The organism is uncultured Tateyamaria sp., from assembly GCF_947497045.1.
Taxonomy (GTDB): domain Bacteria; phylum Pseudomonadota; class Alphaproteobacteria; order Rhodobacterales; family Rhodobacteraceae; genus Tateyamaria.
Map to the genome: position 1 here is coordinate 272,981 of NZ_CANMEU010000001.1, position 13,978 is coordinate 286,958.

Here is a 13,978-nt window from a genome sequence, read left to right on the forward strand (position 1 = left end):
GCACCCGATCAACAGGGCGTCACGCCTTCACCCGTTCGGATTTGGGATCATACATCGGCTTCAGCGACACCTCCGCCTTGACCCGCGTGCCTGCCACCCCAATCTGGTAGGACGAGGCGAGCACATCCGCTGCCGTCTCGCCTGTGCAAGGCACATAGCCAAGGCCCATGGCCCCACCCAAGTGGTGCCCATATGCGCCCGAACTGAGGTAACCGACGATCTCGCCATCCCGCACAATCGGTTCATTGTGATAGAGCAGCGGCTCGGGGTCCGTCAGCCTGAATTGCAGCAGCCGGTTGTTCAGCCCCTCGTCCTGTTTGCGCAGCACCGCATCGCGCCCCATGAAGGCAGGCTTGTCCTTTTTGACGGCAAAGCCAAGGCCCGCTTCCATCACATGATCCTCGCAGGTGATATCGTGGCCAAAGTGGCGGAACCCCTTTTCGATACGGCACGTGTCCATCATGTGCATCCCGCACAGTTTCACATCCATGGCCTGCCCGGCCTCGTGGAGCACTTCGAACACGTGGCCGCATTGATCCGCGCCCACGTAGACTTCCCAGCCTAATTCACCCACGTAAGTCACGCGGTGAATGCGGGCGAGGCCCATACCGATCTCGATCTCTTGCGCAGTGCCAAACGGGTTTACCTCATTGGACAGATCCGCCGGGCTGACCGCATTCAGCAATTTACGCGCGTTGGGGCCCATGATGGCCAAGACGCCCTCGCCTGCTGTCACATCCGTGATCACCACGTTGAAGTCGCCCACATGGCGCTGCATCCATGTCTGATCCGCCAGCCGGGTTGCCGCAGGGGTGACCACCAGATAGGCGGTTTCGGTCAGCCGTGTGACGGTCACGTCCGCCTCGATCCCGCCACGGTCGTTCAGGAACTGGGTATAGACGATCTTGCCATTGGGTACTGAATAGTTGCCCCCGCCCACAAAGTTCATAAACGCCTCGGCATCGCGCCCTTCGACCCGGATTTTGCCGAAGGACGACATATCGTACATGCCCACATTTTCGCGCACCGCCCGATGTTCTTCGGCCACGTTGTCAAAGAAGTTCTGCCGCTTCCACGAATACTCATAGGCCGCATCCTGACCAGGGCGCGCAAACCAGTTGGCACGCTCCCATCCGGCCAACTCGCCCATGACCGCGCCGTTTTGCATCAGGTGGTGATGGAACGGCGTGCGCCGGACCCCACGTGCTGTCGCCTTTTGGCGGTAGGGGAAGTGGTCGGCATAGAGCAGGCCAAGTGTTTCGGTCGAGCGTTCGGCCAGATATGTCTTGTTGCCCATGAAGGGCTGCATTCGGGAAATGTCCACATCACCCAGATCGAAGGGTTTTTGCCCCTCATCCATCCATTGCGCCAGCGCCATGCCCGCACCGCCTGCGGATTGAATACCGATGGAGTTGAACCCGCAAGCCACCCACACATTGTCCATCTCGGGCGCGAGGCCCAGGTGGTAGGCATCGTCGGGCGTAAAGCTTTCGGGTCCATTGAAGAACGTGTGGATACCGGCCTCCGCGAGCATGGGCATCCGGTTCACCGCCGCCTCAAGGATTGGTTCGAAATGATCGAAGTCCTCGGGCAGTTGATCAAATTCAAAGTCGCGTGGAATGCCATTCACCGCCCATGGTTTGGCATTGGGTTCAAACGCGCCAAGCAGCATCTTGCCCGCGTCTTCCTTGTAATAGGCGCACTCGTCCGGCACGCGCAGGACCGGCAATTGCTGCAAATCCTTGATCGCCTCAGTCACGATATAGAAGTGTTCGCAGGCTTGCAGCGGCACGTTCACCCCCGCCATACGTCCGACCTCGTGGCCCCACATGCCCGCACAGTTCACCACGTGATCGCAAGTGATGTGGCCGTCGGTCCCATCCTCGCCCGTCCAGTCGATGCCTGTGACCCGTCGCCCGTCGCGGGCAATCCGCGTCACGGCCACCCGTTCCTGCACCTTTGCCCCGCGTTGCCGCGCACCCTTGGCCAGGGCCAGCGCAATATTGGCCGGATCGCCCTGCCCGTCGAGCGGCAGGTAAACGCCTCCGGTCACATCATCGATGTTCAGATGCTCGTACTTGGCCTTGACCTCGGCGGGCGAGATGTCCTCGACCTCGACCCCGAAGGCGCGCGCCATGCCCGCCTGACGGCGCAATTCTTCAAGCCGTTCATCCGTCAGGGCCGCCGTGATCGACCCCACGCGTTTGAAGCCCGTGGCAACCCCGGTTTCCGCTTCCAGATCGCCATAGAGTTCCTGCGAATAGCGCGCCAGTTTCGTCATATTCGCCGTGGCGCGCAGTTGCGCAATCAGCCCCGCCGCATGCCATGTCGTACCGCTGGTCAACTGCTTGCGCTCCAGCAGCACAACATCTTTCCAGCCCAGCTTGGTCAGGTGATACGCCACCGAACAGCCAATGACGCCCCCACCGATAATGACGACGCGCGCGGAGTTGGGAAGATCAGGCATAAGCTTTGGACCCTTAGACGATGGTGTGGCCCGCATCACGCAGACGACGGGCGATTTCAGCGATATGGGCGGGGCTGACTTCGCAGCATCCCCCCACGATGGTGGCCCCTGCGTCGATCCAGCCCATGACCTGATCGGCGTAAAGGTCAGGGGTGAAGTCGCGGCGCAGGGTCAGGCTGTCGACGGTCGGTTTGTCCTCAAGAAAGCCCTCGGCGATCTGTTCGAACCCGTTGGCATAGGCCCCGAACGGCAAAGTCGTGTGCGCGATGGACGCAAGGGCCGCGGGGATCACTTCGGGGGTCGAACAGTTCACCAACAAGGCGTTTGCGCCCGCTTCGGCGACGGCGACCACATCTGCGATCGGCTCACCCGAGCGCAGCCTGGTGCCGTCGCGGTCATCCACCGTCATCGCCAGCCAGACAGGGATGTCCGCGCCTGCACATCCCGCAAGGATGTCACGCGCATGATCGATGGATGCGACGGTTTCGCAAATCAACAAGTCGCAGGCGGGGGCCAGCAGGGCCGCGACCTCGGCAAACAGGGGCACGGCCACAGCCGAGGCAGGATGCAGGTCAGGGCGATAGCTGGCCACAAGCGGCCCAATCGCACCTGCAATACGCCCCGACCCATGTTCGCGCCGCGCGGTCCGCGCCTCAAACAGCGCGCTTTGATGCAAGGCCGTGAACGCGCCCTCGACGGGGGTGCCTGTCAAGCGGTCGTGATGGATCGCATAGCTGTTGGTTGTCGCAACCGTCGCCCCGGCTGCGAAGAAATCCGCGTGCACGCTGGTGACCATGCCTGGATGGTCCAGCATGATCTGGGTCGACCACAGCGGGGTGGGCTTGTCACCAGCCCGGTGGACCAGTTCTTGTCCCATGCCCCCGTCCAGAAGGGTGATGTCAGCCATGGCGGTACTCCTTGCACGCGCAGGCACCGACGCAGTGCCCGTTTCGTTTCCCGTGTCGGAAAACGATCACGCCCGCAAGCGTTCGTTGCCGGGGTCCCACAAGGGTTGATCGGGTTGCACCGTGGCCCTGTAGCGCTGGCCAAAGATTTCGACCTCAAGGTTGGTGCCTGGTTCGGACAGGTCCGTGCGCACGACACCCAACGCGATCGAGGCATCAATCCGATACCCCCACGCGCCCGAGGTGGTTTCACCCACGACCTCATCCCCGTTCCAGATGGTCGACATATAGGGCGCGTCCTGATCGCCCGCATCCACCAGCATGGTCACAAACCGTTTCTTGGCCCCCTGCTGCTTTTCGTTCTGCAAAGCTGCCTTGCCGGGGAAGTCCTGCGGCTTGTCCAGCTTGATGAACCGATCCAATCCGCCCTCAAACAAGGTATAATCAGTGCTGAGGTCACCCTTCCACGCGCGGTACCCTTTTTCCATCCTCATGGAATTCAACGCATACATCCCAAACGGCGTCGCCCCCGCCCCGATGATCGCATCATAAAGCGCGGGAATATCTGCCATCGGCGCGTGCACTTCCCAACCCAACTCGCCCGCAAAGGACACCCGCAGCATTCGGCATCTTACACCAGCGACAACTGCGTCCTGATGGGTCAGCCAGCCAAGCGACAGATCTGCCTCGACCCCAAGGCCCTCGAACAGCGCACGCGCCTTTGGTCCGCTCACGATCAGCGTCGAAAGTTCGGTCGTGTGATCGCTCAGGGTCAGCCCCTCGGGCAACGCGTCGTTCAGCACATCCCAATCGTGCCATTGCGCAGTCGCGGCGGTGATGAGGGTAAAGTGATCCTCGGCATGCCTGATCAGCGACATTTCCGTCAGGATGCGCCCCCGGCTGTCGGGGAAATAACCAAGCGTCATGCGGCCTGCCTTGGGCAAAGCCCCCGCAATCCGGCCCCGCAACCATTCGGCTGCCCCCGCCCCGCTCAACTCGAAACGCGAGAAACCCGGCAGGTCCAGCACGCCGACGCCGTCGCGCACAGCTTCGACCTCGGCCTTGACACGCGGAGCCCACGGGCCGTTACGATCCCACGTGTGTGTCGCTTCTTCGGAAGTGTCGTCGCCGTCCTTGGCGAACCAGTTGGCCCGTTCCCAGCCGTTATAGGCCCCCATCTGCCCACCCGCAGCCCGGAGGCGGTTATCGATGGGCGACAGCTTCTTGTCGCGCCCAGCGGGCCATTCGTGATGCGGAAAGTGCATCGCATATTCGTGGCCATAGGTTTCAAGTGCCTTGGACAGACAATAGTCCTGATCCGTGTAGTCGGTATAGCGGCGCGGGTCGGTCGCCCACATGTCCCACTCGGTCTCACCGTGCATGATCCATTCGGACAAGACCTTGCCTGCGCCGCCCCCTTGGGCGATGCCGAAGGTAAAGGAATGGCCCTCGAACGCGTTCTTGACGCCCGGCATCAGCCCGATCATCGGCAGACCGTCGGGCGCGTATGGGATGGGACCGTTGATGTTACGACCAACACCGGCCGTGCCAAGGGCCGGCACCCGCTCCATCGCGTCCTCTATATAGAATTCGAGCCGTTCGAGATCATCGGGATAAAGCTGGAACGAGAAATCCTCGGGCATCGGATCGGCAGGCGTCACCCAATGGGCTTTGCAGTTACGCTCATAAGGGCCAAGGTTCAGCCCGTTCTTGTCCTGACGCAGGTAATAGCTGATGTCGACATCGCGGATAATGGGCAGTTTATGGCCCTTTTCCTTGGTCCAGGCGGCGACCTCGGCGATTTCATCCGTCAGGAAATACTGGTGCGACATGACCACCATCGGCACCGTGCGTCCGCCAAAGGGCTTGAACATCTCGCCCACGCGCTGCGCATAGTAGCCTGCACAGTTGGCCACGTATTGGCAGCGAATGTCGCCCTTGTCGGTCTTAACGATCCACTCGTCGCCGTCCCGCTCGATCCCCGTCACAGGACAGAACCGTTCGATCCGGGCCCCTGCATCCCGCGCGCCTTTGGCAAGGGCCTGGGTCAACTGGGCGGGGTCAATATCGCCATCCAGCGGATCCCACATGCCCCCTGCAAGGTCGTGGGTTTCCATGAACGGATGATATTCCTGCATTTCGGCAGGTGTCATCAGCGGCATCTCAAGCCCCTGATAGCGGCCCATGCCCGACACCCGCTCAAATTCCTGCATCCGCTCCTTTGAGTGGGCGAGGCGCAGCGATCCGGTGACGTGATAGTTCATCGGATAGTCCACATCATCCGCGAGGGTGCGGTACATCTCCAACCCGTAGCGCTGCATGTTCATCACCGCCCAGGACCCCGAGAAGTTGGGGCAGTTGCCCGCCGCATGCCATGTGGACCCGGCTGTCAGCTCATTCTTTTCCAGCAGCACACAGTCGGTCCACCCCGCCTTGGCAAGGTGATACAGCGTCGAGGTCCCGACCACGCCACCGCCGATGATGACCACGCGGGCCGTCGTTGGGAAATCGCTCATCGCATTAGTCCTTTCGTTGCGGCACGTCGTCCGCGATGTCGTAGTAGTCGCCCTTGTCGGCGGTAAAGATATGTCGGTCGATCCGCAGGCCGGTGGCCCCGTCAATGGTTCCAAGCGAGAAACTGATCTTGCCCTCGCCCTCCATTTTCCAGAAAAGGAAACTGCCACAGGTCGGGCAGAAGCCGCGCTTGGCGGTGGGGCTTGAGGCGTACCATGTAACTGGTCCGTTGATGGTCAGATCGCCGTCATGGGCAAGGCCCGAGGCCCAGTGGTGCCCCGACTGCTTGCGGCACTGCCCACAATGGCACGCGCTGGTGCGTATGGTGTCGACCACCTCAAAAGTGACTGCTCGGCAGTTACAGGATCCACGCAGCATGTCAGGCCCGTCCCGGTGTACTGACCGCGCCCAGAAGCACGCCGTAAATGACAAAGCACACCGCCATCACACGCCGCACCCAGATATTGAACACCGCGCCCAAGGCCGCCCGTCCGATCCCGGCCCCAAGGGCGGTGAACCCTGTGTAGCTAAGCGCGGTGATCGTCAGCGCCGTGGGCATGATCACCCACATCTGATCCCAGATCGGTACGTCCGGCTGGATGAACTGCGAAAAGGCGGCGAGGTAGCCGGCCACGCTTTTGGGGTTGATCGTCGCGATCGCAAAGGCGCGCAGATAGATGGATCGCCCGGTCTGATGGGCGAGCTGTGGCACTATGCCAGCCCGCATCCAGCCCCGAACGCCAAGATAGATCAGGAAGCCCGCCCCGATCAGTTTGGCGATCCAGAAGGCGGTGGGCGAGGCGGCAATCAGGGCCGTGATTCCCAAGGCCGACAGGATCAGAAACAGAGTAGCCTGCGTCAGGATCGCCAGCACACCGGGCATCGCCCGCCGCATGCCCAATGTCATTCCATTTGTGATGCAATTGACCGCGTTCGGCCCCGGCGTGGTCACAAACACCACCCAGAACAGCGCGAATATGATCCACCCCTCAAACGACATCAGTAGACCGGCGGCGCAATAACCCAGATCGCGACGGCTGGCTGATCATAGGGGTTTTTCCAGCAGAACGGCTCGCCCCGTACCCGAAAGCTGTCACCAGGCCCAATCGTGAAGGTCCGCCCCGAAATCTCGAGATCCAACTGGCCCGAGATCAGATAGCCGACCTCTTGCGTGGGACGCGTCACAGCCTCGCTGATCTCGCTGTGCGCCTCAAAGGTTGAGTGCACCATTTCAAAGTCATCCGTGAGGTCGGGCGATAGCAACTCTTCGACCAGTCCAGCGGCGCGGGACCCGATGGGCCGCCGCGCGCCATGGCGCACCACATATCCCTCTTCGGCGGCGGGTGCAGCACCTCGGCGGAATAATGTGGACACCGCGATATCCAGCGTGGCCGCGATATGGCGCAGGTCCGTGATCGAGGGTTCGGACAGGTCCCGCTCCACCTGACTGAGCCACCCAACCGAGCGCCCCAGCACATCGGCCATGTCCTGCAAGGTTAACCCCCGCGCTTTGCGCAGCGCACGCAGGTCTGCGCCAAGGCTATGTGCGATTGTGGGGTTGGTTTGCAGCATGTATCGTGAAAATTCCTGTTTGATTTTCACGTAAATCTAAGTTGCGTGAAAAATCAAGTCGGATTTTCAGACCTGTCCGAAAATGTCCGTCAGAATGGTATCCAATTGATCCGCATCGCGCTCGGTGAACGCGCTCGGTTGGTCGCTGTCGATATCAAAAACTGCGATCAACTCCCCGACCCCGTTTCGAACCGGGATCACCAGTTCGGATCGTGTGGATGACGCACAGGCGATGTGGCCCGGAAAGGCATCCACGTCCGCCACCAATTGCGTCTGTCCCGTGCGGGCCGCAGCACCACAGACCCCGCGCGAGAACGGGATATGCAGGCACCCGTGCCCGCCCTGATAGGGCCCGATCTTGAGTATTTCAGGCCCGATGACGCGGTAAAAGCCCGTCCAGTCGAAACGGGCATCGCTATGGTGCACTTCGCAGGCGACGGTGGCCATCAGCGCAATCACATCATCCTCGCCTTCCGTCAGGCTTCGGAGTGTTTGGGACAGGGTGGAATAGGCAGGCATATGTCACTCGATATTGTGGAAAGAGGTGCTGTCCCGGACACCGGGATCTGTTCAAGACAGAGAACATCAGACCCGTTCAATCGCGATGGCTGTCCCTTCGCCGCCACCGATACAAATCGCCGCGACCCCGCGTTTGAGGTTTCGCGCCTCAAGCGCGTGCAGCAAGGTGACGATGATCCGTGCCCCTGACGCACCGATCGGGTGCCCCAATGCGCAGGCCCCGCCGTTCACGTTTACGATCTCATGGCTCAGCCCCATTTCGTGCATGAACGCGAGGGGGACGACGGCAAAGGCTTCGTTCACCTCCCACAGGTCAACGTCGTCTTTGGTCCAGCCGACCCGATCCAACAGCTTTTGTGCGGCAGGGACAGGGGCCGTGGTGAACAGTCCGGGGGCCTGAGCATGGCTCGCATGGCCCAGGATATGCGCGCGGATGTTCAGATTTTGAGCCTTTGCAGCCTCTTCGCTAGCCAACAGAAGCGCCGCTGCTCCGTCAGAGATCGACGAGGAGTTGGCGGCGGTGACTGTCCCACCCTCGCGGAAGGCGGGTTTGAGATGCGGGATTTTGTCGGGGCGTGCGGTGCCTGGTTGTTCGTCCTGATCAACGGTCACGGCCCCCTTGCGTGACGCGATGCCGACGGGTGCGACCTCGGCTGTGAACGCCCCCGTTTCAATCGCAGCCTGCGCCCGCGCAAGAGACACCAGTGCATAGCTGTCCTGGATGTCCCGCGTGAACTGGTAGGTTTCGGCGCAGTCTTCGGCAAAGGTGCCCATCAGGCGGCCCTTGTCATAAGCATCCTCAAGCCCATCAAGGAACATGTGGTCGATGACCTGCCCGTGCCCCAGCCGGGCACCGCTCCTCATTTTGGGCAGAACATAGGGCGCATTTGTCATGCTCTCCATACCGCCCGCAATCATAGTGTCGGTCTGGCCCAAGGCGATCTGATCAAAGGCGATCATGGCCGCCTTCATACCTGATCCGCACATCTTGTTCAGCGTCGTGGCGGGCACCTCTTCGCCCAGACCCGCGGCAAAGCCGGCCTGACGCGCAGGGGCCTGCCCTTGGCCCGCAGGCAAGACGCAGCCCATCAACACTTCGTCCACGGTGTCGGTGCCTGCGCCATCCAGTGCGTGTTTGATCGCGATACCGCCAAGGTCGGAGGCTGTCATGTCGGACAAAGCGCCCTGAAAACCGCCCATGGGCGTGCGGGCCGCACCCGCAATCACGACTGGTTTCATGGTCTGACCCTCCGATCTTGGTGAATGGAAACTGATTGGTAACGATTGGACCCTACACACGCAATGTAACCAGACAATTGCAAGAGGGCATACATGGATCTTCGCAGCCGATCAGAGGATAACCTGCAAGTGGTGTCGGTGCACGATGCGCGCATTGATGCGGCCGTTGCAATTGAATTCAAGGACGCGATGCGCGCCTCGACGGATGGGGGCAGTGAGACTGTCATTCTGGATCTGAGCGAGGTGCAGTTCATTGACTCAAGCGGGCTTGGCGCAATTGTCGCCGCGATGAAGAATATGGGACAAGCGCGCACCCTTGCACTGGCGGGCCTGACACCCACGGTCGACAAGGTGTTTCGCCTGACCCGCATGGACAGCGTGTTTGCCGTGTTTCCAACCCTGGATGGTGCCCTGACCGAGTTGAAAGCCTGATGTGTCGATCCTGATGAAAGAAAGCGTTATGTCATTCGTTTCACAGATGCCCGATATCCAAGTGTGCGTTCAAAGCAGCAAGTTGGCGGTACGCGAGGCGCTCAAAGAGCTCTTGGCGGGGCTCGGGCCACTCCACCTCGACGTTGAAGAAGTAGGAACGGTCGAACTGGTCATGGCCGAAGCGTTGAACAACATTGTCGAGCATGCCTATCCCGCAGGCGATCCCGCGGGTCCGATCCGGATCGCGTGCAAACATGCAACCGACGGCCTGCACCTGACTGTCACCGATGAAGGCCGCGGCATGCCGGATGGGCGTACACCGCTTGGGCTGGCTGCCAATCTGGACGTGGATTTTTGCGACATGCCCGAAGGCGGGTTCGGTTGGTTCCTGATCAAGGATCTGGCCAAAGAGGTGACCTATAAACGGATCGACCCCCAGAACCGCCTGACATTGCGGCTCGCCGTGGCAATGGCTTAGGCACACGGGACGCATCGGCTGACGTATCGGCAAGCGGCGACGGTTGGCCCATCTGGCCCACTCTCAACAGCACTTTTTCGCCGCCAGCCGAGACTTCGCAAAACGGCCCCGTCCTGATCACATTTCTGCCCTGTTTTGCCGCCATACGTTTCACTGTAGCTGCATATAGCTTCCCTTGGTGCCGCGTGTAATAGCCCCCACCCAGTGCGCGGCACCGAGGAACTTTCTTTTCCGACATTCAAGTGGACAACAGGTACCTCTCGCGTAGGGTGCCCGCGTCTGCCATCGTCGGAGAGGTCTTTCATGCGCGATTTTCATTTACCGGGCCGTTCGCCTGTTCTGGCCACTTCAGGGATGTGCGCAACGTCGCATCCGCTGGCCGCACAAACCGCAATCGAAATCCTGAAATCCGGCGGCAACGCCATGGATGCCGCCATCGGGGGGGCTGTTCTGCTTGGCATATGCGAACCGCAAATGACCGGCATCGGTGGCGATTGCTTTGTGTTGTGGTCCGGGCCGGACGGGCAGATCAAATCGATGAACGGGTCCGGGCGCGCACCTGCGGCGCTGAATGCTGCGGACTTGCGCAGCCGCGGTGACAAAGTCGTCCCCCCCTACAGCGCGGACGCCGTGACCATTCCCGGGGCCATCGACGCCTTCTGCACCCTATCCGACACGGTTGGCACGCTCGGCCTTGATGCAGTTCTGGCACCTGCGATCCATTACGCCGAAACCGGAGTGCCGGTGGCTCCGCGCGTCGCCTTCGACTGGGCCAAGGACACGACCATCCTGCAAGGGGCCGCCCGCACACATTATTCGATCAACGGCAAAATTCCTGCCGTGGGTCAGGTGTTCGCAGCCCCCGGTCAGGCCGAGGTGCTGCGCCGCATCGCAAAACACGGCCGGGATGCCTTTTACACGGGCGAGGTCGCGGACGACATGCTCGCCGCACTCAGGGTCCTTGGTGGCAAGCACACCACACAGGACTTTGCCGATCATACCAGCACCCCGACCACCCCGATCAGCACAGCATATAAAGGCGTCGATGTGGTCGAACATCCGCCAAACGGGCAAGGGGCCACCGGCAATCTGATGCTGAACATCCTTGCGCAGTTCGACATCGAGGGCATGGACCCCTGGGGCAGCCAGCGCGCGCACATCGAGGCTGAGGCCGCCAAACTGGCCTATGATGCGCGCAATCGGTTTCTGGCGGATGCGGACTACACCAAACGGCTTGATCACATGCTTGCGCCGGAAACGGCCTCAAAGCTTGCCGCGCTGATTGATCCGCAAAGGGCAATGGCCGCCGCCGCGCCGATCAGCGAACAGGTGCACAAGGATACGATCTATATCACCGTCGTGGATCGCGATGGGATGGCAGTCTCTCTGATTTATTCGATCTTTCACGGCTTTGGGTCCGGCATTGCGTCCGACAAGTTCGGGATCCTGCTGCAAAACCGGGGGGCGGGGTTCACGCTCGAAGAAGGGCACCCGAACGAGCTCAAGGGCGGCAAGCGCCCGATGCACACGATCATTCCGGGCATGCTGGCCAGGAACGGCAAACCCTATATGCCGTTTGGTGTGATGGGCGGGGCCTATCAACCCAACGGGCATGCGCGCTTCGTGTCCAATCTGGTGGATTTCAACCTCGACCCGCAGACCGCGATTGATGCGCCGCGCGCATTTTCCGATCAGGGTGATATGAAGGTCGAGCGTGGATATCCAGATACCGTACGCGCCGAGTTGAGCGATCTTGGTCACAAGGTCAGCATCCCCGACACGGCGATCGGCGGGGCCCAAGCGATCCTGATGCGGGATGATGGTGTGCTGGAAGGCGCAAGTGATCCGCGCAAGGACGGCTGCGCGCTTGGGTACTGAGGTGTAAGGCGGGCGTGTCGCCCGCCACCATCAGTTCAGTTGGAAGTGTAAGGGATAGGTACCGTCCTCGAACGGGCCAAACAGGTCCGGGATGTCAGGGTGATCCACAGGCTCGCCGGAATAGTCGGCCACAAGGTTCTGCTCGGACACATAGGCCACGTAATAGCTTTGGTCGTTCTCGGCGAGCAGGTGGTAAAACGGCTGCGCCTTCTTGGGGCGGCTGTCTTCGGGAATCGCTTCGTACCACTCGTCTGTGTTCGAAAACTCCGGGTCCACGTCAAAGACCACACCGCGAAAGGGGTGTTTCTTGTGCCGCACGATCTGGCCCAGATGATATTTTGCGCGTGTTCTCAGCATAGCGTTGCGCCCCCTACCGACCGTGACTACACGTTGCAAGGGACAGTTGTCCAATAATTGAGCACATTTTTGCTGGAAACAGTCTGTGAACCTTACCTTAACAGTGCTGGAAATCGTGGCCCCCGTCTTTCTTCTGGCAGGGATCGGCTTTGCGTGGGTCAAGGCGGGGCTCGAATACCGGATCCAGTTCGTGACGCAGCTGGCGATGACCCTGTCCCTGCCCTGCCTGATCTTCGTGTCGCTGATGCAGACCCGGATCGACCCGGCTGCCCTGACCGCCCTGTCTCTCGCCTCCGTGGTCTCCTACGCCGTTGTGACGGTTGTGTTTGTGATCCTGATCAAGGCGTTACGCTTGCAAACACGCACCTATACCGCGCCCCTGATCTTTGGAAACACCGGCAATCTGGGTCTACCCCTCGCCCTTTTCGCGTTTGGAGAGATCGGGCTCAGCTACGCGATCATCGTCTTTGCGATCATGGCGCTGTGGTCCTACACCTTCGGGATCTGGCTGGTGGCGGGTGCGGGTTCCTTCAGCAAGGTCCTACGCGAGCCGCTTGTCTGGGGCACGGTTCTGGGGGCGCTGTTTCTTTGGCAAGAGTGGGAAACACCGATATTCCTGACCAACACCCTGACCCTTGTGGGGCAAATGGCGATCCCGATGATGCTGATCACGCTTGGCGTCGCGGTCGCGCGCCTGTCGGGGCGAGGCCTTGCCTTCGCCGCCCTTCTGTCAGCAATCAAGCTGGCCTTGTGCGTTGCAATTGCCTGGGTCGTCGGGCGCTATTTCGCTCTCGATCCGGTCGCGTTCGGCGTGCTGGTCCTGCAGGTCGCCACCCCGGTGGCCGTGACCTCGTATCTGCTGGCCGAGAAATACGGGGCCGATGCGCAATCGGTGGCCGGGCTGGTGGTCGCCTCGACGCTGATGTCCGTCGGCGCGCTACCGCTGCTTTTGGCCGCCGTTCTCTAGAAAACGTGATTCCCACGGGGCCATTTTTTCGCTACACTGCAAAAAAAACAAAAAAGCGAGTGAGGCAGATGAGCAAACTCTTTCGCGCTTTGGCATTGGTATTGTTGGCAGCCAGTTGTGGCGGCGGGTCGGACACGGCCCCCAATCAACTGGACAACGCATGTTCCATTGTCCGCGAGCGCCCGGAATACCTGAGGGCCTTCAGGGCCACCGAACGCAAATACGGCGTTCCCGTCCACGTGCAGATGGCGACCATCTATCAGGAAAGCAGATTCATTTCCGATGCACGCACGCCCAACCGCTATGCCGCCGGGGTGATCCCGATTGGCCGTCAATCCAGCGCCTTTGGCTACAGTCAGGCTCTCGATGGCACATGGGAGGAATATCAGCGCGAGACCGGCAAACGGTCATCTCGCCGGGATCGCATCGGCGATGCGACCGACTTCATGGGGTGGTATATGACCAAGACCTACGAAGGTCTCGGCGTGCCGCTGACGGACACCCGCAACCAGTACCTCGCCTATCACGAGGGGCGCACTGGCTATGCCCGCGGTACCTATAACTCAAAGCCATGGCTGTTGCGTGTGGCGGGCGAAGTTGACGCCCGTTCAGACATGTATGCAGTCCAGCTCCGGTCCTGCTGAGCGGGG

Annotated in this window: 14 protein-coding genes; 5 read left to right on the forward strand and 9 right to left on the reverse strand. The window is 60.9% G+C overall.

The annotated features are described in order from the left end of the window. Positions 1 to 19 precede the first annotated feature (19 nt). The 8 genes from Q0859_RS01580 to Q0859_RS01615 all read right to left on the reverse strand — a co-directional run bounded on the left by Q0859_RS01580 (position 20) and on the right by Q0859_RS01615 (position 9,216). Positions 20 to 2,467, reverse strand: a complete 2,448-nt coding sequence (locus Q0859_RS01580; RefSeq protein WP_299147102.1) for an FAD-dependent oxidoreductase — start codon at positions 2,465 to 2,467, stop codon at positions 20 to 22. 13 nt (positions 2,468 to 2,480) lie between these two features. Beyond that, a complete protein-coding gene (locus Q0859_RS01585; RefSeq protein ID WP_299147103.1) occupies positions 2,481 to 3,374 on the reverse strand; it encodes a homocysteine S-methyltransferase family protein in 894 nt (297 codons plus the stop codon). Positions 3,375 to 3,440: 66 nt separating this feature from the next. Next, the gene (locus Q0859_RS01590; protein ID WP_299147104.1) at positions 3,441 to 5,888 is read right to left on the reverse strand and encodes an FAD-dependent oxidoreductase; all 2,448 of its coding nucleotides are present in this window, start codon (positions 5,886 to 5,888) and stop codon (positions 3,441 to 3,443) included. A 4-nt stretch (positions 5,889 to 5,892) separates the two neighbouring features. Next, on the reverse strand, positions 5,893 to 6,264 hold the full coding sequence (locus Q0859_RS01595; RefSeq protein ID WP_299147105.1) for a GFA family protein: 372 nt from the start codon (positions 6,262 to 6,264) through the stop codon (positions 5,893 to 5,895). Between the two features lies 1 nt (position 6,265). Next, positions 6,266 to 6,886: a LysE family transporter gene (locus Q0859_RS01600; protein WP_299147106.1), complete on the reverse strand. Its 621-nt coding sequence runs from the start codon at positions 6,884 to 6,886 to the stop codon at positions 6,266 to 6,268. Beyond that, positions 6,886 to 7,458 carry a helix-turn-helix domain-containing protein gene (locus Q0859_RS01605; protein ID WP_299147107.1) on the reverse strand — a complete coding sequence of 191 codons (573 nt, stop codon included), beginning with the start codon at positions 7,456 to 7,458 and terminating at the stop codon, positions 6,886 to 6,888. Before Q0859_RS01605 ends, Q0859_RS01600 begins: the two co-directional genes overlap by 1 nt. Positions 7,459 to 7,524: 66 nt before the next feature. After that, the gene (locus Q0859_RS01610) at positions 7,525 to 7,977 is read right to left on the reverse strand and encodes a GAF domain-containing protein (protein ID WP_299147109.1); all 453 of its coding nucleotides are present in this window, start codon (positions 7,975 to 7,977) and stop codon (positions 7,525 to 7,527) included. Positions 7,978 to 8,043: 66 nt separating this feature from the next. After that, on the reverse strand, positions 8,044 to 9,216 hold the full coding sequence (locus tag Q0859_RS01615; RefSeq protein WP_299147110.1) for an acetyl-CoA C-acyltransferase: 1,173 nt from the start codon (positions 9,214 to 9,216) through the stop codon (positions 8,044 to 8,046). A 93-nt stretch (positions 9,217 to 9,309) separates the two neighbouring features. Here Q0859_RS01615 and Q0859_RS01620 point away from each other — a divergent pair, with 93 nt between their 5' ends. The 3 genes from Q0859_RS01620 (at position 9,310) to Q0859_RS01630 (ending at position 12,004) form a co-directional block, all read left to right on the forward strand. After that, positions 9,310 to 9,648: an STAS domain-containing protein gene (locus tag Q0859_RS01620; RefSeq protein WP_299147111.1), complete on the forward strand. Its 339-nt coding sequence runs from the start codon at positions 9,310 to 9,312 to the stop codon at positions 9,646 to 9,648. Between the two features lie 28 nt (positions 9,649 to 9,676). Next, positions 9,677 to 10,126: an ATP-binding protein gene (locus Q0859_RS01625; RefSeq protein WP_299147112.1), complete on the forward strand. Its 450-nt coding sequence runs from the start codon at positions 9,677 to 9,679 to the stop codon at positions 10,124 to 10,126. 303 nt (positions 10,127 to 10,429) lie between these two features. Continuing rightward, complete coding sequence (locus Q0859_RS01630; protein WP_299147114.1) at positions 10,430 to 12,004, forward strand: gamma-glutamyltransferase family protein; 1,575 nt, start codon at positions 10,430 to 10,432, stop codon at positions 12,002 to 12,004. Positions 12,005 to 12,034: 30 nt separating this feature from the next. Here Q0859_RS01630 and hspQ read toward each other — a convergent pair whose 3' ends face one another. Continuing rightward, positions 12,035 to 12,361: a heat shock protein HspQ gene (hspQ, locus tag Q0859_RS01635; RefSeq protein ID WP_299147116.1), complete on the reverse strand. Its 327-nt coding sequence runs from the start codon at positions 12,359 to 12,361 to the stop codon at positions 12,035 to 12,037. A gap of 85 nt (positions 12,362 to 12,446) precedes the next feature. Between hspQ and Q0859_RS01640 the strand changes: the two genes are divergently transcribed. Further along, positions 12,447 to 13,328, forward strand: coding sequence for an AEC family transporter (locus Q0859_RS01640; RefSeq protein WP_299147117.1), 882 nt, complete (start codon positions 12,447 to 12,449; stop codon positions 13,326 to 13,328). Between the two features lie 68 nt (positions 13,329 to 13,396). Then, on the forward strand, positions 13,397 to 13,972 hold the full coding sequence (locus Q0859_RS01645) for a lytic transglycosylase (protein WP_299147118.1): 576 nt from the start codon (positions 13,397 to 13,399) through the stop codon (positions 13,970 to 13,972). The last annotated feature ends 6 nt before the right edge of the window (positions 13,973 to 13,978 follow it).

Excerpts from the sequence above, each read along its gene's own strand:
- Q0859_RS01580 (WP_299147102.1), bottom strand. The coding sequence starts at position 2,467 with ATGCCTGATCTTCCCAACTCCGCGCGCGTCGTCATTATCGGTGGGGGC.
- Q0859_RS01585 (WP_299147103.1), bottom strand. The coding sequence starts at position 3,374 with ATGGCTGACATCACCCTTCTGGACGGGGGCATGGGACAAGAACTGGTC.
- Q0859_RS01590 (WP_299147104.1), bottom strand. The coding sequence starts at position 5,888 with ATGAGCGATTTCCCAACGACGGCCCGCGTGGTCATCATCGGCGGTGGC.
- Q0859_RS01595 (WP_299147105.1), bottom strand. The coding sequence starts at position 6,264 with ATGCTGCGTGGATCCTGTAACTGCCGAGCAGTCACTTTTGAGGTGGTC.
- Q0859_RS01600 (WP_299147106.1), bottom strand. The coding sequence starts at position 6,886 with ATGTCGTTTGAGGGGTGGATCATATTCGCGCTGTTCTGGGTGGTGTTT.
- Q0859_RS01605 (WP_299147107.1), bottom strand. The coding sequence starts at position 7,458 with ATGCTGCAAACCAACCCCACAATCGCACATAGCCTTGGCGCAGACCTG.
- Q0859_RS01610 (WP_299147109.1), bottom strand. The coding sequence starts at position 7,977 with ATGCCTGCCTATTCCACCCTGTCCCAAACACTCCGAAGCCTGACGGAA.
- Q0859_RS01615 (WP_299147110.1), bottom strand. The coding sequence starts at position 9,216 with ATGAAACCAGTCGTGATTGCGGGTGCGGCCCGCACGCCCATGGGCGGT.
- Q0859_RS01620 (WP_299147111.1), top strand. The coding sequence starts at position 9,310 with ATGGATCTTCGCAGCCGATCAGAGGATAACCTGCAAGTGGTGTCGGTG.
- Q0859_RS01625 (WP_299147112.1), top strand. The coding sequence starts at position 9,677 with ATGTCATTCGTTTCACAGATGCCCGATATCCAAGTGTGCGTTCAAAGC.
- Q0859_RS01630 (WP_299147114.1), top strand. The coding sequence starts at position 10,430 with ATGCGCGATTTTCATTTACCGGGCCGTTCGCCTGTTCTGGCCACTTCA.
- hspQ (WP_299147116.1), bottom strand. The coding sequence starts at position 12,361 with ATGCTGAGAACACGCGCAAAATATCATCTGGGCCAGATCGTGCGGCAC.
- Q0859_RS01645 (WP_299147118.1), top strand. The coding sequence starts at position 13,397 with ATGAGCAAACTCTTTCGCGCTTTGGCATTGGTATTGTTGGCAGCCAGT.